Below are 19,750 nucleotides of genomic sequence, written 5' to 3' on the forward strand. Positions count from 1 at the left end.
GTCGGCACACTGCTTGCCATACCAAGAGCACAGCAAACGTGCTTCGCGCAAGCACACAGATCAATTGGAGGAGAGAAATGGAAACTACGCAAAAGCCGTCCGTGCTGATCGTCGGCGGCGGCATCGGCGGCATGGCCGCCGCCCTGTCCCTGTCGCGCCTGGGGCTGGCCGTCACCGTGCTGGAACAGGCGTCCACCCTGGGCGAGATCGGCGCCGGCATCCAGCTGGCGCCCAACGCCTTCGCCGCGCTCGATGCGCTGGGCGTGGGCGAACGCACCAGGGCCCGCGCCGTGTTCACGGAACGCCTGGTGATGATGGACGCCGTCGACGCCACCGAAGTGGGCACCTTTGTCGTCGACGTGGCCTTCCGCGAGCGCTTCGCCAACCCCTACGCCGTCATCCACCGGGCCGATATCCACGGCGCCATCCTCGACGCGGTGCGCACCGCGCCCCTGATCACCTTTGTGACCTCGTCGCAGGTGACGGACGTCATGGAAGACGCCGACGGCGTCACCGTGGTCGATGCGGCAGGGCGCAGCTTCCGCGCCGATGTGCTGATCGGCTGCGACGGCATCAAGTCCGTCATCCGCGAGCGCATCGTGGGCGACGCGGTGCGCGTTTCCGGCCACGTGGTGTACCGCGCCGTGGTGCCGGCCGCCGACATGCCCGCCGACCTGCGCTGGAACGCGCCCGTCGTCTGGGCCGGGCCGAACTGCCACCTCGTGCACTACCCGCTGCGCAATGGCGAGCAATACAACCTGGTGGTAACCTTCCACAGCCGCGAGCAGGAAGCGTGGAGCGTCACGGACGGCAGCAAGGAAGAAGTGCTGTCGTATTTCGACGGCGTCCACGCGCAGCCGCGCCAGCTGCTGCACAAGCCGACGACTTGGCGCCGCTGGAGCACGGCCGACCGCGATCCCGCCGCTAACTGGAGCACGCGGCGCATGACCCTGCTGGGCGACTCGGCCCACCCGATGCTGCAATACCTGGCGCAGGGCGCCTGCATGGCGCTGGAAGACGCCGTGACCCTGGGCGAGGCCGTGCGCGCCTGCGACTTCGACATGGCTGCCGCCTTCCAGCTGTACCAGACCTCGCGCATCGCCCGCACGGCCCGCGTGGTGCTGTCGGCGCGCGAAATGGGGCGCTTGTACCACGCCAGGGGCGTCGAGCGCCTGGTGCGCAACGACCTGTGGCGCGGCCGCACGCCGGCGCAATTCTATGAGGCGCTGGCCTGGCTGTATGGCTGGACGGCGCAAACCTGCCTGGCCACCACCGGGAAGGAGGCAGCATGACTTCCCATCAAACGCCCGAACGCGAGGCTTTATATGAAGCCCTGAGCGGCATGCACCTGTCGCCGCTGTGGCAATCCCTGCACACGCTGGTGCCGCCGCAGCCGACGGCGCCGTATGCGGCGGCCCTGTGGCGCTATGCCGATATCGCGCCGCAGCTGGCGCGCGCCGGCGAAGTCATCACGGCCCACGAAGCCGTGCGCAGGGTCCTCGTGCTGGAAAACCCCGCCTTGCCGGGCCGCTCGTCGATCACGCAATCGCTGTACGCGGGCCTGCAGCTGATCCTGCCCGGCGAAGTGGCGCCATCGCACCGCCACAGCCAGTCCGCGCTGCGTTTCGTCGTGAGCGGGCAGGGCGCCTACACGACCGTGGCGGGCGAGCGCACCACCATGCACCCGGGCGACTTCATCATCACGCCGTCGTGGACCTGGCATGACCACGGCAATCTGGGCGCGGATGGCGTCTGCGAGCCTGTCGTCTGGCTCGACGGCCTCGACATTCCCATGCTGCGCTATTTCGATTCCGGCTTCGCGGAAAACGATACGGAAGACAGCCAGGTCGTCACGCGCCCGGAAGGCCAGAGCATGGCCCGCTACGGCTACAACATGGCGCCGGTAAAACCCCTGCACGCGGGCGCCACCTCGCCCATCTTCAATTACCCGTACGCCCGCTCGCGTGAAGCGCTGGACCTGCTGTCGCGCACGGACGCCCTCGACGACTGGCACGGCTACAAGCTGCGCTACACGAACCCGCTGACGGGCGGCTCGCCCATGCCCACCATGGCCACCTTCATGCAGCTGCTGCCCAGGGGTTTCAAGGGCAAGCGCGCGCGCAGCACGGACGGCACCGTCTACAGCGTCGTCGAAGGCCACGGCAAGGTGGCGATAGGCGAGCAGGTGTTTGATTTCGCCCCGCGCGACACCTTCGTCGTGCCGTCGTGGGCCCTGGTCTCCTTCGACTGCCCGCAGGACGACGTCGTGCTGTTCAGTTTTTCCGACCGCCCCGTGCAGCAAGCGATGGGCGTGCTGCGCGAGCAATTTTTGACCGATTGATTTTTTCACAGGATTTCACCATGACCAACTTCATCTTCGCTCCCCAGGCCATCGCCGGCCTGCCCATCGTCGGCACGGACGCGCAGTTTCCCGTGCGCCGCATCTACTGCGTGGGCCGCAACTACGCCGCCCATGCGCGCGAAATGGGTTTCGATCCCGACCGCGAACCGCCATTCTTCTTTTGCAAGCCGAATGACGACAAGTCCGTCGTGCCCGTGCCGCCCGGCGTGACGGCCACGGTGCCATACCCGGCGCAGACGTCGAACTACCACCATGAAATCGAACTGGTGGTCGCCATCGGCAAGGGCGGCAAGGACATCGCCCCGGAAGACGCAGCCTTGCACATCTTCGGCTACGGCGTGGGCCTGGACATGACGCGGCGCGACCTGCAGATGCGCATGCGCGAACAGGGCCGGCCCTGGGAAATCGGCAAGGCCTTCGACTATTCGGCGCCCATCGGCGCGCTCACGCCGATAGCCGACAGCGGCGAGATCACCACGGGCGCCATCGTGCTGGAAGTGGACGGCAAGGTCGTGCAGACGAGCGACCTGACGCACCTGATCTGGTCCGTCAATGAAGTCATCGCCAACCTGTCGACCCTGTTCGAGCTGCAGCCGGGCGACATCATCATGACGGGCACGCCCGAAGGCGTGGGCGCCGTCACCAGCGGACAAACCATGGAGGCGCGCATCGCCGGGCTGACGCCGATCACCGTCGCCGTGCAGTAAAAACCTCGGGCCAGCGCGGCACAGATCGCGCAGCCCGACAGCACCATCACGCATAAGAATGGAGACAAGACCATGACTACCCACGCCGGCACCGACGTCCAGCACTTCCTCGACAGCCACCCGTTTTCCCGCTACCAGAAGCTGATCCTCTGGCTATGCTTCCTCATCGTCGCCATCGACGGCTTCGACACGGCCTCGATCGGCTTCATCGCGCCCGCTATCCGCGCCGAGTGGGCTTTGTCCCCCGCCGCGCTGGCGCCCCTGTTCGGCGCCGGGCTGTTTGGCCTGATGGCCGGCTCTTTCCTGTTCGGCCCCCTGGCGGACCGCTACGGCCGCCGCCCCGTGCTGATCGTCTCCGTGGCGTTTTTCGGCGCGGCCAGCCTGCTGTCGGCGTGGTCGACGGATCTGACGATGCTGCTGGTGCTACGCTTCTTGACGGGCCTGGGCCTGGGCGGCGCCATGCCGACATCGGTGACCATGACGTCCGAATACTGCCCGCAGCAGCGCCGTTCCGGCCTCGTGACCATGATGTTCTGCGGCTTTACCATCGGTTCCGCGCTCGGTGGCCTGGCCTCGGCGCAGCTGCTGCACCTGATCGGCTGGCGCGGCGTGCTGATGCTGGGCGGCGCCTTGCCGCTGCTGCTGGTGCCCGTGCTGCTGCTGGCGCTGCCCGAATCGCTGCGCTGGCTCGTGCTCAAGGGCCGCGACGGTAGCCAGACCATCATGCGCCGCATCGCGCCCACCGTGGCCGCCTTGCCGCGCCTGGTCGTCAGCGACAAAAAGCTTGCCGGCTCGCCCATGGCGGAACTGTTCCGCCCCGGCGTCATCGGCGGCACCTTGCTGCTGTGGTCCACGTTTTTCATGAGTTTATTGATCATTTATCTGCTGTCGAGCTGGATGCCGACTTTGCTGAACGGCAATGGCCTGTCCCTGTCGAATGCGTCGCTGGTGACGATGATGTTCCAGGTGGGCGGCACGGTCGGCGCCATCCTGCTGGGCCGCTGGATGGACCGCCACAGCCCCCATAAAGTGCTGAGCATCGCCTACCTGGCCGCCGCCGGCTGCATCGTCGTCGTGGCCCTGTCGGGCAGCAGCCTGGCCTTGCTGGTGCTGGCCGTCTTCGGCGTGGGCTTTGGCGTGAGCGGCTCGCAGGTGGGCGCCAATGCGCTGGCCGCCGCCTTTTACCCCACGTCGAGCCGCGCCACGGGCGTCAGCTGGGCGGCTGCCGTGGGCCGCAGCGGCTCCGTGCTCGGTTCCATGGCCGGCGGCCTGATGCTGACCCTGAAGCTCGATAACGAAACCATTTTCTTTTTGCTGGCCATTCCCGCCGTGCTGGCGTCCCTGGCCTTGCTGGCCATGGGACGCCTGATGCGCGCCCGGAGTGCCGCCGGCGCCGTTCCCGTCACCCTGAAAGAGAGCACCGTATGAAATTGCATGGCTATTACCGCAGCTCCGCGTCCTACCGCGTGCGCATCGCGCTGAACCTGAAACAGCTGCACGCCGACACGGCCTATGTGCACCTGAGCCGCAATGGCGGCGAGCAGTTCACGCCCGCGTTTTCCAGCCTGAACCCGCAGCACCTGCTGCCCGTGCTGGAGGATGATGGCGCCGTGCTGACGCAATCCCTGGCCATCATCGAGTACCTGGACGAGACGCAGGCGGGGCAAAAACTGCTGCCCGCCGATGCCCTGGGCCGCGCCAGGGTGCGCCAGCTGGCCATGGTGTGCGCCTGCGACATCCATCCGCTCAACAACCTGCGCGTCCTCAATTACCTGACGGGGCCCCTGACCCTGTCGCAGGAGCAGAAAAACGCGTGGTACCGGCACTGGACCCATCTGGGCCTGGCCGCGCTGGAAGCGGAGCTGGCGGGCAGTGCGCACACGGGCCGCTTCTGCCATGGCGACACGCCGACCCTGGCCGACTGCTGTCTGGTGCCGCAGGTGTACAACGCCTTGCGCTTCCAGTGCGACCTGGCCTTGTATCCGACGATACGCCGCATCGTCGCGCAGTGCGAGGCGCTGCCGGCGTTCCGGCAGGCGCACCCGGATGCACAGCCAGACGCCGAATAAAACAATACAAAACCAAAAAACGGAGACAAGCATGAAAAAACTCAAGGCCATCACCGTGGCGCTGCTGGGCGCGTGCGCCTGCGGCACGTGCATCAGCGCCTACGCGCAAGGCAGCGTCACCCTGTACGGCGTGCTGGACAGCTCCGTGGCCTACACGAGCAATGTCAATGCGGCCGGCGACAGCATGGTCAAGGTGCCGACACTCACGGGTTCGTTGCCGTCGCGCTTCGGCTTGAAGGGCGTGGAAGACCTGGGCGGCGGCTTGCAGGCGATCTTCGCGCTGGAATCGGGCTTCGGCGTCGACACGGGCATCGCGGGGCAGGGCGGGCGATTATTTGGCCGCCAGTCGTGGATGGGACTGAAGGGCCGCTATGGCAGCGTGATGCTGGGGCGGCAAATGAATATGTCGTTCTGGGCGACGCAAAAGTCCGACATCATGGGCCCGGCGCTGTTTTCCATCAGCAGCCTCGATCTGTACCTGCCGAATGCGCGCAGCGACAACGCCATCGGCTACCTGGGCACGTTTTCCGATGTGACCGTGGGCGCCACCTATAGCCTGGGGCGCGATGGTTCGGCGGCGGGCGGGCCGGCGGCCACGGGCTGCGCGGGCGAAGTGGCGGGCAATGCCAAGGCTTGCCGCCAGATCACCGCCTTGCTCGGCTACGACACGGGCCGCTATGGCGCCACGGCCTCGTACGACATCCTGTACGGCAACGCGGGCGCGGCCGCCGGCCTCACGTCGAGCCGCAATTTCGACCGCCGCGTGATCGCCAGCGCCTACGCGATGTTTGATCAACTGAAAATCGGCGGCGGCGTGATCGACCGCACGATCCGCGCCGCCACGGGACCCGTCGACTCGCAGTTGCTGTATGTGGGCGCCGCCTATCCGCTGGCCCCTGCGCTGGTGCTGGACGGCCAGGTGGCCAGACTGGCCGTCCAGGACAGTCCGAACGATGCGACCCTGGCCACCATGCGTTTGACCTATCACCTGTCCAGGCGCACGGCCATCTACGGCGCCATCGGCCGCATGGCCAATGATGGCGCGGCGGCCGTGGCGCTGGACGCGGGCGGCACCGTCGGCGCGGGGCGCACGCAACATGGCGTGATGGCGGGGATGCGCCACTTCTTCTGAGCGCTGTCGCGACTTTAGCGCGCCGCCAGGGACGCAGGCGCAGGCGCCTGCCAGCCGCCGCCCAGCGCCTTGTAAGTGGCGACTGCCGCGCGTGCGGCGGCCGATTGCGCTTGCGCGCGCGCATCCTCGGCCCGCAACAGCTGGGCGTCGGCCTGCAGCACATCGTGGCGGCTGATCGCTCCTTTTTGAAAGGCCGCCAGCGCCGAGGCACGCGCGTGCTCCAGCGCATCGACGCTTTGCGCCAGCAGGCCTGCCTGCTGTTCGTAGCCGAGCAGCGCCGAACAGGCATTCTCCACGTCTTCCGTGGCATGCAGCGCGGCGAGCCGGTAGGCCGCCAGCAACTCGGCTTCCTGGCCCTTGGCGGCATCGATCTGCGCAGCGATGCGGCCGAAATCGAACAGGCGCCAGCGCATGCCGAGTACGCCCGCAGCCTGGCCGGATCCGCTGGCAAACAGCGCGCCGCCGGCGGTGGTGCTGCCGAGCAGGGCGCCCAGACTCAGCTTGGGATAATATTCGGCCACTTGCGCGCCGGTGCGCGCGCTCGCCGCGGCCAGGCGCCGCTCGGCGGCGATCAGGTCGGGCCGGCGCCGCAGCAGGTCGCCTGGCGTACCGCCGGCCGTGATGCGTGGCGCGACCGCGATGATGCCGCTGGCGGGCAGTTCCTGGCCATGGGTGCCGGGCGCCGCGCCCAGCATCACGTCGAGCGCATGCAGTGCCACGTCGCGCGCCGTTTCCAGGCCCGGCACGGCCGCGCGCGCCTGCGCCAGTGCCGCCTCTGCCTGCCGCAGCACCGGCTCGTTCACCAGCCCCTTGCCATATAACAGCGCGGCGATGTCCAGCGCCGCCGCCTGGGTGTCGACCTGCTTGCGGGCCAGATCGCGCCGCGTTTGCAGGCCCTGGATGGTCAGGTACAAGTCGGCCGTCTGCGCCGCCACGGCCAGCCGCGCTGCAGCCCATCCCGCTGCCGTCGCCTCGTAGTCGGCGCGCGCCGCTTCGCGTTCGCGGCGCAGGCCGCCGAACAGGTCGAGTTCCCACGACGCTTCCAGGTTAACTTCGTGCGCGCTGCCGGCGCGCGCGAACCCGGGCGTGGCATCGAGCACCTTGCCCAGCGGCGTCTGCACCGATTGATAGGCGCGCGCGGTCTGGCCATCGAGATTGGCGGAGGGCAGCAAGGCGGCGTCGGCCGCGCCCAGCGCCGCGCGCGCCTGCTGGACCCTGGCCGCCGCCTGCGCCAGGTCGAGGTTTTGCGCCAGTGCCAGCGTCACCAGGCGGGTCAGGTGCGGATCGCCAAACGCCGTCCACCACTGCTGCAGTTCGGCCGCATCGGCATCCTGACGCAAGCCGACTGCCGACTGGTGCAGATACTGCGCCGCTTGCGGCAGTGCGGGCCGGTGGTAATCGGCGCCGGCGGTGCAGCCGGCGGCCAAACCGGCGGCAAGCAGCATGAGGGGGAGGCGCGGAAGGGGCGGGATGGGCATGGGATCGTCCTGTTCGTCAAAAAGAGAATAGTGAGTGACTATAATACATTTTGGTCACGGATTGTGCATTTTGACGTGGCGCGTTAAGCTGTCGCCATGAACCACACCACACTTCAGCCAACAATGTCGTCGCCCGCGCGCGGCCCGGCCGGCCACGACGTGCGCGACCAGATCGTCGTCGCCGCCACCGAATATTTCAGCCTGTATGGCTACGAAAAGACCACCGTCTCCGACCTGGCCAAGGCCATCGGCTTTTCCAAGGCCTATATCTACAAGTTCTTCGAGTCCAAGCAAGCCATTGGCGAACATATCTGCGGCAACTGCCTGCGCCAGATCGAAGCCGAGGTCAGGGCAGCCGTGGATGCCGCCGGCCAGCCGCCAGAGAAGCTGCGGCGCATGTTCAAGGCCAGCGTCGAGGCCAGCCTGCGGCTGTTCTTCCAGGACCGCAAGCTGTACGACATCGCCGCCTCGGCCGCGACCGGGCGCTGGCCGACGGTGCAGGCCTATGAGCTGGCCATGGGCGCCCTGCTGCAGGATATCTTGCAGCAAGGCCGCAAGACGGGCGACTTCGAGCGCAAGACGCCGCTCGATGAAACGGCAAGCGCGATCTATCTGGTGATGCGTCCCTACGTCAATCCCTTGTTGCTGCAGCACAGCCTGGAGACGAGCGAGACGGCGCCGGCACAATTGTCCAGCCTGGTGTTGCGCAGCCTGTCGCCCTAGTCGCAATGCTGGCTTGTGACTGTTGACTTATTTGGTCACTAGTACCAGAATGAGAACCCTGTTCAATTCGTTCATGGGATTCTTATGCGCTGGCGCCGTCTTGCCTCATCTGCTGTCATCTCCGTCTTGCCCCTGGCCTTCTCTCTGGGCCTGACTGCCTGCGGCGACAAGGCGCAAGCCGATCCGCGTACCGCCATGCCGCTGGTGCGCGCCGTAACGGTGCAGGGTGCCGAGTCGGGTGCGCGTAGCTTTACCGGCGTGGTCGCGCCACGCGTGCAAAGCGAACTGGGTTTCCGGGTCGCCGGCAAGGTGCAGGAGCGCCTGGTCGATGCAGGCCAGGCCGTGCGGCGTGGCCAGGCCTTGATGCGCCTGGATGCGCAGGACTTGCAATTGCTGGCCCAGGCACGCCAGGACGCGGTCACGGCCGAGCGCGCCCGCGCGCGCCAGACGGCCGACGAGGAAGCGCGTTACCGCGACTTGCGCGGCACCGGCGCCATCTCGGCCTCGGCCTACGACCAGGTCAGGGCGCTGGCCGACGCCTCGGCTGCCCAGCTCAAGGCCGCCGAGGCCCAGGCCGACGTGGCGCGCAATGCGCTGGGCTATGCGGTGCTGTTGGCCGATGCCGATGGCATCGTGACGGACACGCTGGCCGAACCGGGCCAGGTGCTCGCTGCCGGGCAGCCGGCCGTGCGCCTGGCCCATGACGGGCGGCGCGAAGCGGCGATCCAGCTGCCGGAAACCTTGCGCCCGGCGCTCGGTTCGACCGCCCAGGCCACGCTGTTTGGCCGGCAGGGTGCCAGCGTGCCGGCCACCTTGCGCCAGTTGTCGCAGAACGCGGACCGGCAAACGCGCACCTTCGAGGCGCGCTATGTGCTCGATGCAGCGCTGTCGGGCGCGCCGCTGGGCGCCACCGTCACGGTGCGCATCGCCGGTAGCGCCGATGCCGGCGATGCCGTACGGGTGCCGCTCGCGGCCCTGCACGACGGAGGCAAGGGGCCGGGCGTGTGGCTGATCCAGGGCGAGCCGGCGCGGCTGGCCTGGCGGCCCGTCAAGGTGCTGCGCCTGCACGATGACGGTGCCGACGTCAGCGGCCAGCTGAAAAGCGGGGAACGCATCGTCGCGCTGGGCGCCCACCTGCTGCGCGACGGCGAGCAGGTGGCGCTTGAGCAAGCGGGCGCGGGAGCGCGGCCATGAGCGCGGGCTTCAACCTGTCGGCGCTGGCCGTGCGCGAGCGTTCCGTCACCCTGTTCCTGATCTGCCTGATATCGCTGGCCGGCCTCTTGTCCTTCTTCAAGCTGGGACGGGCGGAAGACCCGGCCTTCACGGTCAAGGTGATGACCATCGTCACCGCCTGGCCAGGCGCCAGCGCGCGCGAAATGCAGGACCAGGTGGCGGAAAAGATCGAAAAGCGCCTGCAGGAGCTGCGCTGGTACGAGCGCGCCGAAACCTATACCACGCCCGGCCTGGCGTTTACCACCCTGACCCTGCTCGACAGCACGCCGCCCGACCAGGTGCAGGCCGAGTTCTACCAGGCGCGCAAGAAGGCTGGCGACGAGGCGGCCAACCTCCCGTCCGGCGTCATCGGCCCCATGATCAACGACGAATACGCGGACGTCACCTTTGCCCTGTTTGCGCTCAAGGCGCGGGGCGAGCCGCAGCGCCTGCTGGTGCGCGAGGCGGAAACCTTGCGCCAGCGCTTGCTGCACGTGCCGGGCGTGAAGAAGGTCAATATCATCGGCGAGCAGGCCGAACGCATCTATGTCGAGTTTTCGCAGGAGCGCCTGGCCACCCTGGGCGTCAGGGCGCAGGACGTGTTTGTGGCGTTGCACGGCCAGAATGCGCTCACGCCAGCCGGTTCGGTCCAGACGCGGGGGCCGCAAGTGTTCATCCGCCTCGACGGCGCGCTCGACGCGCTGCAAAAGATCCGTGACACGCCCGTGGTGGCGCAGGGGCGCACCTTGGCCCTGTCCGATATCGCTACCGTGCGCCGCGGCCACGAGGACCCGGCCAGCTTCCTGGTGCGCAATGGCGGCGAGCCGGCGCTGCTGCTGGGCGTGGTCATGCGCGATGGCTGGAATGGCCTGGACCTGGGCAAGGCGCTGGAGCGGGAGGTGACGGCCATTGGCACTGAAATGCCGCTCGGTATGAGCCTGACCAGGGTCACCGACCAGGCCGTCAATATCGGCGCGGCTGTCGATGAATTCATGCTCAAGTTCCTCGCCGCGCTGCTGGTGGTGATGCTGGTTTGTTTTGTCAGCATGGGCTGGCGCGTCGGCATCGTCGTGGCCGCCGCCGTGCCGCTGACCCTGGCCGTCGTGTTCATCGTGATGGCCGCGACAGGCAAGAATTTCGACCGCATCACCCTCGGTTCCCTGATCCTGGGCCTTGGCCTGCTGGTGGACGACGCCATCATCGCCATCGAAATGATGGTCGTGAAAATGGAGGAGGGCTATAGTCGCATCGCTGCCTCCGCCTATGCCTGGAGCCATACGGCCGCGCCCATGCTGGCCGGCACCCTGGTCACGGCCGTCGGCTTCATGCCGAACGGTTTTGCCCGCTCCAGCGCCGGCGAGTACACCAGCAATATGTTCTGGATCGTCGGCATCGCCCTGATCGCCTCGTGGGTGGTGGCGGTGGTGTTTACGCCTTACCTGGGTGTCAAGCTCCTGCCCGAGCTGAAAAAGGTCGCCGGCGGCCATGATGCGCTGTACGACACGCCGCGTTACCACCGCTTTCGCCGCCTGCTGGGACGCGTGATCGCCCGCAAATGGCTGGTGTTCGCCACCGTCATCGGCCTGTTCGTGCTGGCCGTGCTGGGCATGGCCATCGTCAAGAAGCAGTTTTTCCCCATCTCCGACCGTCCTGAAGTGCTGATCGAAGTGCAACTGCCTTACGGCAGCGCGATCGGGCAGACCAGCGGCGCGGCGGCGAAAGTGGAAGCCTGGCTGGCGCGCCAGCCCGAGGCGAAGATCGTCACGGCCTATGTGGGCCAGGGCGCGCCGCGCTTTTACCTGGCGATGGGGCCGGAATTGCCCGATCCTTCGTTTGCCAAGATCGTCGTGCGCACCGACAGCCAGCAGGCGCGCGACAGCCTCAAGCAGCGCTTGCGCGTGGCCGTTGCCGCCGGCCTGGCGCCGGAGGCGCGCGTGCGCGTCACGCAGCTGGTGTTCGGCCCGTACTCGCCGTTTCCCGTCGCCTACCGCGTCAGCGGCCCGGACCCCGAGGTGCTGCGCACCATCGCCGGCCAGGTGCAGCGCGTGATGCAGGCCAGTCCCATGATGCGCACCGTCAATACCGACTGGGGCACGCGCACGCCCGCCCTGCATTTCAGCCTGCAGCAGGATCGCTTGCAGGTCATGGGACTGAGCTCGGGCGCCGTGGCGCAGCAGCTGCAGTTCCTGCTCAGCGGCGTGCCCGTCACCGCCGTGCGCGAAGATATCCGCACGGTGCAGGTGGTGGCGCGCGCGGCCGGCGACATGCGCCTGGACCCGGCCCGTATCGCGGATCTCACCCTGGCTGGCGCCAACGGCGAGCGCATCGCGCTGTCGCAGGTGGGCACGGTCGAGGTACGCTGGGAGGAACCCGTGATGCGCCGGCGCGACCGCCAGCCGACGATCACCGTGCGCGGCGACATCGCCGACGGCATGCAACCGCCCGACGTGTCGGGCGCCATCACGGCGCAGCTGCAAGCCGTCATCGACAAGCTGCCGGCCGGCTACCGCATCGAGCAGGCCGGCTCGATCGAGGAATCGGCTAAGGCGACGCAGGCCATGCTGCCGCTGTTCCCCATCATGCTGGCGCTGACCTTGCTGATGATTATTCTGCAGGTGCGCTCGATGTCGGCCATGGTCATGGTCTTCCTGACCAGTCCCCTGGGCTTGATCGGCGTCGTGCCCACCCTGATCCTGTTCCAGCAGCCGTTCGGCATCAATGCGCTGGTCGGCCTGATCGCACTGTCGGGCATTTTGATGCGCAACACGCTGATCCTGATCGGCCAGATCCACCATAACGAGGCGGCCGGGCTGGCGCCTTTCGATGCCGTCGTCGAAGCGACCGTGCAGCGCGCCAGGCCGGTGATCCTTACCGCCCTGGCGGCCATCCTGGCCTTTATCCCGCTGACCCATTCGGTCTTCTGGGGCACCTTGGCCTACACCCTGATCGGCGGCACGTTTGCCGGCACGGTGCTGACCTTGGTGTTCCTGCCGGCCATGTACGCGATCTGGTTCAGAATACGGCCGCAGGCAAGGGTGGTGAAGATTGAAAACAGCGGGCCGGAGACGCGGGCCTGAGAAAATGCCGATGGCGGCGTTGCAGCTCCTTGCCGTACTGGCGTACTGTCTGCGTCGCTGCGCCTTGCCCTCGACATTTTTCAGGTCCGCTTGGCCCGGGGAGCCTGTCTCCCTGACTTGGGCCTTTCATGGTTTGGCGGTTTGCTTGTTTCTTGTTCCTTGTTGCTTGTCTCTTTCTCTAGGCTCCGGCGGCATCCTGCCGGTAGCGCGCCGGCGGCAGTTCGAACTGGTTCTTGAAAAAGCGGGTGAACGCGCTTTGCGAGGAAAAGCCCAGGCGTTCGCTGATTTCCACCACGCTCAGGCTCGTTTCGCGCAGCAGGCGGCGCGATTCGCGGCTCTTGGCGCGCAATTCCAGCGCGCGGAACGAGGTCTGTTCCTGTTGCAGCTGGCGCTGCAGGGTCCAGCGGTTCATCGCCAGGCCGTCGCACAGGGCCGGTAGCAGCGCGGTGCCGTCGGCGTCCCCTGCGCCTTGCCGGCCCAGCAAATCGATGATCGCCTGCTCCACGCGGGCGGAAAACAGCTGCGCCCCCTGCAACTGCTGCAATTGCCCTTGCGCGTGCCGCAGCGCGTGCGGCGCCAGCATGGCGTTGAACTGGGCGAAGGGCCGGTCCAGCGCAGGCGCGTCGAACGTCAAGGTATTGCGCGCCTGGCCGAAGGTGGCGGCGGCGCCGAAGCACTCGGAAATGGCCGGCGCGAACCACGGCGCCTTGCCCTGGAAGCCGGCATGGAAGGCGGTGGGTGTGCCATCGTCGTAGGCGCGCGCGACCAGCGACAGCATGCGGAAATTGGCCAGCGCCTGCATGGCGCCCCCCAGCTGGCAGAATTCGGACAGGTATTCGATCTCGATGCGCGTGCCATTTTCGCTCATCAGCATGAAGTCGAATTCGCCGATCAGGCCCCGCAAGTGCAGCAGCTCGTGCAGCGCGCTGCGCAGGGTGGGGCGGTTGAAGCAGACGTGGGCGATGCCCGAGTAATGCGCGAACCAGTGCGTCACGTCGAGATCGAGCAGGCCGCGGTGCTGCGGCAGCTGCTGGGCGTAGGCCGTCATGCGGCGGTGCCGCTCGGCGTTGATGCGGCCGCCCGGCTCGTCCAGCTGCGCCGGCGTGATGCCCGTCTGGCGGAAAAAGTCGGCGGGATCGTGGCCGTCGGCCTGCATGGCGCGCGCGCATTGCTGCGCGATGCGGTTCGAAACCGTGCGCGTATCGGGTTTGTGCAAGGCTGTCTCCTGCTGATCTTGCTTGTTGTAGTAATTTTTCACAAATATTAGCACTTTGTAGGAGATTGTTGGTTGTTGTGCCATCTAACCAAAAATTGTTCTCGCGGGTATAAAACGCGTGCTGCGCAGTCAAGAAACTCACGCATTCTCACGCTATATTGTTTTCGGCCGGCCTTGCTGCCGTGCCTTGATACCTACAAAAACAGTCTTGGAGATAATGATGAATTGCACTTTGAAACCGATGGCCCGCGTGGTCGCCGGCTGCGTCGCCACGCTTGCCCTGGCCGCCTGCGGCAACGATACCGGCAGCGAGGGATACACGCAGCCCGTGTTCGGCGCCACCACCTACACCCAGTTGAAAGTCGACGGCTATACCTTCAAGGATATGAACCGCAACGGCAAGATCGACCCGTACGAAGACTGGCGCCTGCCGGCCGAGGCGCGCGCCGACGACTTGCTGTCGCGCATGAGCCTCGGCGAAAAGGCGGGCCTGATGATGCACGGCACGGCGCCCACCGTGTCCGACCCTTCCGGCATCGGCCAGGGCGGTGCGTATGACTTGACGGCCTTGCAAGACCTGATCGTCAAGCAGTACGTCAACACTTTCATTACCCGCATGGCGGGCGACACGGCCAATATGGCGGCCCAGTACAACAAGGTGCAGGCGCTGAGCGAAACCTCGCGCCACGGCATCCCGGTGTCGATCAGCACGGACCCGCGCCACCATTTCCAGTACACGGTGGGCGCCAGCGCCGGCACCAAGGGTTTCTCGCAGTGGCCGGAAACCCTGGGCCTGGCCGCCATCGGCGACGATGCGCTGGTGCGCCGCTTCGGCGACATCGCGCGCCAGGAATACCTGGCCGTCGGCATCACGCAGGCGCTGTCGCCGCAGGCGGACCTGGCCACCGAGCCGCGCTGGGCGCGCATCAACGGCACCTTTGGCGAAGACGCGGACCTGGCCAAGCGCATGGTGCAGCACTATATCGAGGGCTTCCAGGACGGCAATACGGGCTTGCATGATGGCAGCGTGGTGGCCGTCGTCAAGCACTGGGTCGGCTATGGCGCCACGAAGGAGGGCTTCGATGGCCACAATTACTATGGCCGCTACATGACTTACCCGGGCAACAATTTTGCCTATCACGTCAAGCCGTTCGAAGGGGCGTTCACGGCCAAGGCGGCTTCCGTCATGCCCACGTATGCCATGCCAGACGGCAATATCACCGTCGACGGCATCACGCTGGAGCAGGTGGGAGCCGGTTTCAGCAAGGCCTTGCTGACGGACTTGCTGCGCGGCAAATACGGCTTCGAGGGCGTGATCCTGTCCGACTGGGGCATCACGTCCGACTGCGACGCCAACTGCCGCAACGGCACGGCGCCGGGCGTCGCGCCTTCCTTCATCGGCTTCGGCACGCCGTGGGGCATGGAAGACGCCACCAAGGCCGAGCGTTACGTGAAGGCCGTCACGGCGGGGATGGACCAGTTTGGCGGCGTGACGGAAGCGCCGTACCTGACGCAAGCCGTGCAGCGGGGCCAGCTGACGGAAGCGCGCATCAACGCCTCGGCGCGGCGCATCCTGATCCAGAAATTCAAGCAGGGCCTGTTCGAGCATCCGTTTGTCGATGCGGCCAAGGCGGCCAGCACGGTGGGCAAGGCGGAATTCGTCGAGGCGGGCCTGGATGCCCAGCGCCGTTCGCTGGTCTTGCTGGAAAACAAGGACAAGGTCTTGCCGTTGGCGGCCACCGTCAAGAAGGTCTACCTGTACGGCATCGATGCGGCCGTGGCGAAACAGTACGGCTACACGGTGGTCGCCACGCCGCAGGAAGCGGACGTGGCCCTGCTGCGCGTGGCCGCGCCGTATGAAACCCTGCACCCGAACTACATCTTCGGCAGCATGCAGCACGAGGGCCGCCTCGATTACGTCGATGGCAATGCCGACTACGAGGCGATCAAGAACGCGGCGAAATACGCGCCGAAGACGGTGGTGACCGTGTACCTGGACCGTCCGGCCATCCTCGGCAACGTGCAGGACAAGGCCAGCGCCATCGTCGCCAACTTCGGCGTGAGCGACGGCGCGCTGTTCGATGTCCTGACGGGCAAGGCCAAGCCGCAAGGCAAGCTGCCGTTCGAGTTGCCCTCGTCGATGGCCGAAGTACAGGTGCAGAAATCGGACGTTCCGTATGACACGGCCCATCCGCTGTACAAGTTCGGCTACGGGCTGGCCTACTAAACCGTCCCGGCCGTCAACGCACGGTAACCCAGCTGCGCTCCTGCATGGAGCGCAGCGCGGCATCGATCAGCCGGTCGACTTCGTAGCCATCGCGGAAGGTGGGCCAGACCGGCTGGCCGCTGGCGATGGCCTGCAGAAAATCGCGCGCTTCGATGACGATCTGCTCGTTGTACCCCGTGCCGTGCCCCGCGCCCTGGGAAAATGCCAGGTAGTCGGGGTGGGCGGGACCCATCAGCAGGCGCTGGAAACCCTGGCGCTGCGCGGAGCGGCCGGCGTCGTACAGCCACAGCGCATTCTGATCTTCCTGGTCGAAGGCGATCGCGCCTTTGGTGCCCGTGATGCGGTAGGTGTAGCCCATCTTGCGCCCGGCCGCCACGCGGCTGAAGGTCAGGGCGCCGAGCGCGCCGCTGGCAAAGCGCAGCATCACATTCCCCTGGTCGTCGTTTTCCACCGCTTCCATGCCGTGCGGGCCTTGCCGCTGCGCGTGCACGGTATTCATGTCGGCCACCAGCGCGTCGACGGGGCCGCCCAGGCGCAGGGCCAGGTTGAGCAGGTGCGAACCCACGTCGGCCAGCGCGCCGGCGCGCGTTGCCGTCGCTTCGCGCGTGCGCCATGAAGCGGGGGCGCGCGGGTCGTGCAGGTAGTCTTCCACGTGTTCGGCGGCGACGTGGATGATCTCGCCGATCTCTCCCGATTCGATGATGTGCCGCGCCAGCTGGCTGGCGGGCGTGCGGATGTAGTTATAGCCGACCATGTTGGCCACGCCCGCGCTTTCCGCCGCCTGCGCCAGCATCAGGGATTCGGCGGCCGTCATGCCCAGCGGCTTTTCGCAGAATACGGGTTTGCCCAGGGCCAGCGCCGCCAGCACGATGTCCTTGTGCGTGGCCGGCGGCGTGGCGACGATGACGGCGTCGATGGCGGGATCATTGATCAGCGCGCGCCAGTCGCCCGTGGAGCGCTGCCACCGCAGTTCCTGCGCGCTGCGCGCCGCACTCTGTTCGCTGCTGGTGGCGATGCAGGCGCACACGGGATTCAGCGCCGTGTGAAAAATGCTGCGCACGGCCTTGTAGGCGATGGTGTGGGCCTTGCCCATGTAGCCGGCACCGATCAGGCCGATGTGGATGTCTTGCATATGCGGGTACTCCGTTCGTGTCGCGGTGAGGGATTCAGGCTTGCTGGCGCCAGGCGTGGCTGTCCAGCGCGTCGAGGAAGCGGGCAGCGGGCCAGTCCTGCGCCAGCGCTGCGTGCATGATCTGCTGCTGCGTGGGCGGTGCCATGCCGCCTATGGGCTGGTCGCGGTCGAGGTTGCTGGGGAAGGCATAGCCTTCGGCGCAGGCGGCCACCGCGTGGCGCACGCCAGCGTCATTGAGGGCACCCTGCGCGCGCAGCGCCTGCAGCACCGGATACAGCGCGGCGCTCATGGCGCGGCGGTCCAGCGCTTCCATGGCGCGCCCGAACGGCGACGACACTTGCAGCAGGTTGGCCATGCGGCGGATGTCGGGCGAGCGGTTATGCCCGGCCGCATGGAACAGGGCAGGGTTGAAGAACACGGCATCGCCTTTGGACAGGGGCAGCTGCACGCAATGCTGCGCAAAATAGTCGCGAAACGGCCGCTGCTGCCAGGCGAGAAAACCGGCCCGGTAGCGCTGCGACCCGGGCAGGTACAGGGTGGGGCCGGAGGCGAGCGGCATGTCGCAATGGGCGACGGCGCCCTGCAAGGTCAAGAGGGCCGACATCTGGTGCACGGGCGCGGGGTAGGCGGCGCAGCTGGCCGCGCTCTGGAAGCCCAGGTGGTAGTCGCGGTGCGGCGCCTGGGCCGCTCCGCCCGGGTTGACGACATTGACTTGCGCCGTCATCTGGTAGGCGGGACCCAGCCAGGCCTCGGCTATCCAGGCGAAGACGGGGTTGGCGTAATAGCGCGCGAACGCTTCCGGCGCGCGCAGGCACAGCTTTTGCTGGGCATTCCAGATGCGGTCATTCGCTCCCGCCTTGGCGAAATGGTCGCCGGCCGCCTGGCCGCTCGCATGCTGCTCGGCGATCAGCGCGCGAAAGACGCCGCTTACCTGTTCCAGCGTGTCCATGTCGGCGACGGCGCGTTGCAGCACGATGACGCCGGGACCGTCCATCAGCGCCTGGCCCCATTCGGCCTGCAGCGCGCGCAACGCCAGCGGATTGCCGGCCAGCGCGCGCACCCGGTCGGCGTCGTAGACGAGAATGTTTTCTTCCACCGCGGCGGCGTGGGGATAGTCGGCCGGCACCGTGCGTTGGCTGACGGTGCGGATGAAATCCTGCAGGTCGCAGTTTTCCGGCGCGAGCCAGAAGGGGGCGGGCGGTGCTGCGCCGACGTTCGTGGTGGGCATGCGGTGTCTCCGTTGTTTAAGTTGTAGAATCAGTATAGGGATGAAAATGCGCATTTTTCATCAAGAAATCCATCAAAAAACCATCAATCTGAATCGGATATGGCATGACGCATCCTTTCCCCGTCAAGGTCGTGGCGCTGCAGGCCGGCGTCAGCGTGGCCACGGTCGACCGCGTGATCAAGCAGCGCGGGGGCGTGCATGCGAATACCGTGCGCCGCGTGATGCAGGCGCTCGATGAACTGGCGCGGCAAAGCACGCAGGTGGGCCTGGCCGGCAGAAAATTCATGCTCGACGTGCTGATGGTGGCGCCGCGCCGCTTCACGGACGCCGTGCGCCGGGCACTCGAATCGGAGCTGCCGTCGCTGCATCCGGCCGTGCTGCGCTCGCGCTTCCACCTGCACGAAACGCTGGAAGTGGACGGCATCGTCGACCTGCTCGAGCGCATCCGCAAGAACGGCAGCCATGGCGTGCTGCTGAAAGCACCGGACTTGCCAGCGGTGGCGGAAGCGGTGAACCGGCTGGCGGCGGCCGGCATTCCCGTGGTGACCCTGGTGACGGACTTGCCAGGTTCCGCGCGCCGCAGCTACGTGGGCATGGATAACCGCGCGGCGGGCGAGACGGCCGCCTGCCTGGTCGGCCAGTGGCTGGGCAGCCGGAAAAAACAGCAGGTGCTGGTGACCCTGAGCAGCAACCGCTTTCATGGCGAGGAAGAGCGCGAGATCGGCTTTCGCCGCGCGCTGCGCGAACGGCACCGCCACTTGTCCATCGTCGAAGTGAGCGAGGGCCACGGCATCGACGGCGCCACGGGTGCGCTGGTGCGCCAAGCCCTGGCAGATCATCCGGCCATCGCCGCCGTGTATTCGATCGGCGGCGGCAATGCCGCCATCGTGCAGGCGTTCTCCCGGGCGGGGCGCCCATGCCAGGTCTTCATCGGCCACGATCTCGATGCGGACAATGTGGCGCTGCTCAAGTCGGGCGCCATCCAGGCAGTGCTGCACCACGACCTGGGCCAGGACATGCGCCGCGCCTGCCAGGAAATCCTGCGGGCGCAGGGCGCGCTGCCGGCCCTGGCGCAATCGCCGTCACTGTCCGCCATCCAGATCGTCACGCCGTGGAATCTGCCGGTCCTGAATGGCCTGAATTGACAGGCATGCAAGGCTGGCCGATACTCGCCGCTTCGCTCATCG

The 19,750-nt window shown here is 67.0% G+C and carries 15 protein-coding genes; 11 read left to right on the forward strand and 4 right to left on the reverse strand.

Translation table 11 applies throughout. The features are described from left to right. Positions 1–77 precede the first annotated feature (77 nt). The 6 genes from ACQ4WQ_RS07685 to ACQ4WQ_RS07710 all read left to right on the forward strand — a co-directional run bounded on the left by ACQ4WQ_RS07685 (position 78) and on the right by ACQ4WQ_RS07710 (position 6,270). Entirely contained in the window at positions 78–1,292 is a 1,215-nt protein-coding gene (locus ACQ4WQ_RS07685) for a 3-hydroxybenzoate 6-monooxygenase (protein WP_436495859.1), read from the forward strand. Then, entirely contained in the window at positions 1,289–2,341 is a 1,053-nt protein-coding gene (gene gtdA, locus ACQ4WQ_RS07690; protein ID WP_436495861.1) for a gentisate 1,2-dioxygenase, read from the forward strand. The genes ACQ4WQ_RS07685 and gtdA overlap by 4 nt, the downstream gene beginning before the upstream one ends. A gap of 20 nt (positions 2,342–2,361) precedes the next feature. After that, on the forward strand, positions 2,362–3,069 hold the full coding sequence (locus ACQ4WQ_RS07695) for a fumarylacetoacetate hydrolase family protein (RefSeq protein WP_436495863.1): 708 nt from the start codon (positions 2,362–2,364) through the stop codon (positions 3,067–3,069). Between the two features lie 72 nt (positions 3,070–3,141). Then, positions 3,142–4,497 (forward strand): MFS transporter, encoded by a 1,356-nt coding sequence (locus ACQ4WQ_RS07700; RefSeq protein ID WP_436495865.1) that lies wholly within the window; start codon positions 3,142–3,144, stop codon positions 4,495–4,497. After that, positions 4,494–5,138 (forward strand): maleylacetoacetate isomerase, encoded by a 645-nt coding sequence (maiA, locus tag ACQ4WQ_RS07705; RefSeq protein WP_436495867.1) that lies wholly within the window; start codon positions 4,494–4,496, stop codon positions 5,136–5,138. Before ACQ4WQ_RS07700 ends, maiA begins: the two co-directional genes overlap by 4 nt. A gap of 31 nt (positions 5,139–5,169) precedes the next feature. Beyond that, the gene (locus tag ACQ4WQ_RS07710; RefSeq protein ID WP_436495869.1) at positions 5,170–6,270 is read left to right on the forward strand and encodes a porin; all 1,101 of its coding nucleotides are present in this window, start codon (positions 5,170–5,172) and stop codon (positions 6,268–6,270) included. A gap of 14 nt (positions 6,271–6,284) precedes the next feature. On the opposite strand, the gene ACQ4WQ_RS07715 is transcribed toward ACQ4WQ_RS07710, so the two are convergent. Continuing rightward, positions 6,285–7,748 carry an efflux transporter outer membrane subunit gene (locus ACQ4WQ_RS07715; protein ID WP_436495871.1) on the reverse strand — a complete coding sequence of 488 codons (1,464 nt, stop codon included), beginning with the start codon at positions 7,746–7,748 and terminating at the stop codon, positions 6,285–6,287. A 96-nt stretch (positions 7,749–7,844) separates the two neighbouring features. Here ACQ4WQ_RS07715 and ACQ4WQ_RS07720 point away from each other — a divergent pair, with 96 nt between their 5' ends. The 3 genes from ACQ4WQ_RS07720 to ACQ4WQ_RS07730 all read left to right on the forward strand — a co-directional run bounded on the left by ACQ4WQ_RS07720 (position 7,845) and on the right by ACQ4WQ_RS07730 (position 12,760). Then, complete coding sequence (locus tag ACQ4WQ_RS07720) at positions 7,845–8,471, forward strand: TetR/AcrR family transcriptional regulator (protein ID WP_436495873.1); 627 nt, start codon at positions 7,845–7,847, stop codon at positions 8,469–8,471. An 84-nt stretch (positions 8,472–8,555) separates the two neighbouring features. Next, positions 8,556–9,665: an efflux RND transporter periplasmic adaptor subunit gene (locus tag ACQ4WQ_RS07725; protein WP_436495875.1), complete on the forward strand. Its 1,110-nt coding sequence runs from the start codon at positions 8,556–8,558 to the stop codon at positions 9,663–9,665. Beyond that, a complete protein-coding gene (locus ACQ4WQ_RS07730; protein ID WP_436495877.1) occupies positions 9,662–12,760 on the forward strand; it encodes an efflux RND transporter permease subunit in 3,099 nt (1,032 codons plus the stop codon). The genes ACQ4WQ_RS07725 and ACQ4WQ_RS07730 overlap by 4 nt, the downstream gene beginning before the upstream one ends. Before the next feature lie 178 nt (positions 12,761–12,938). On the opposite strand, the gene ACQ4WQ_RS07735 is transcribed toward ACQ4WQ_RS07730, so the two are convergent. Further along, positions 12,939–13,976: a helix-turn-helix transcriptional regulator gene (locus tag ACQ4WQ_RS07735; protein ID WP_436495879.1), complete on the reverse strand. Its 1,038-nt coding sequence runs from the start codon at positions 13,974–13,976 to the stop codon at positions 12,939–12,941. Positions 13,977–14,193: 217 nt separating this feature from the next. Between ACQ4WQ_RS07735 and ACQ4WQ_RS07740 the strand changes: the two genes are divergently transcribed. Beyond that, complete coding sequence (locus tag ACQ4WQ_RS07740; RefSeq protein WP_436495881.1) at positions 14,194–16,203, forward strand: glycoside hydrolase family 3 protein; 2,010 nt, start codon at positions 14,194–14,196, stop codon at positions 16,201–16,203. Between the two features lie 13 nt (positions 16,204–16,216). Here the strand turns inward: ACQ4WQ_RS07740 and ACQ4WQ_RS07745 are convergent, their stop codons facing one another. Continuing rightward, the gene (locus ACQ4WQ_RS07745) at positions 16,217–17,335 is read right to left on the reverse strand and encodes a Gfo/Idh/MocA family protein (RefSeq protein ID WP_436495883.1); all 1,119 of its coding nucleotides are present in this window, start codon (positions 17,333–17,335) and stop codon (positions 16,217–16,219) included. Positions 17,336–17,369: 34 nt separating this feature from the next. After that, positions 17,370–18,563: a phytanoyl-CoA dioxygenase family protein gene (locus ACQ4WQ_RS07750; protein WP_436495885.1), complete on the reverse strand. Its 1,194-nt coding sequence runs from the start codon at positions 18,561–18,563 to the stop codon at positions 17,370–17,372. 104 nt (positions 18,564–18,667) lie between these two features. Here ACQ4WQ_RS07750 and ACQ4WQ_RS07755 point away from each other — a divergent pair, with 104 nt between their 5' ends. Further along, positions 18,668–19,708: a LacI family DNA-binding transcriptional regulator gene (locus ACQ4WQ_RS07755; RefSeq protein ID WP_436495887.1), complete on the forward strand. Its 1,041-nt coding sequence runs from the start codon at positions 18,668–18,670 to the stop codon at positions 19,706–19,708. Positions 19,709–19,750 lie beyond the last annotated feature (42 nt).

It is taken from the genome of Janthinobacterium goodfellowi (assembly GCF_051380695.1).
In the GTDB taxonomy this organism is placed as follows: domain Bacteria; phylum Pseudomonadota; class Gammaproteobacteria; order Burkholderiales; family Burkholderiaceae_D; genus Janthinobacterium.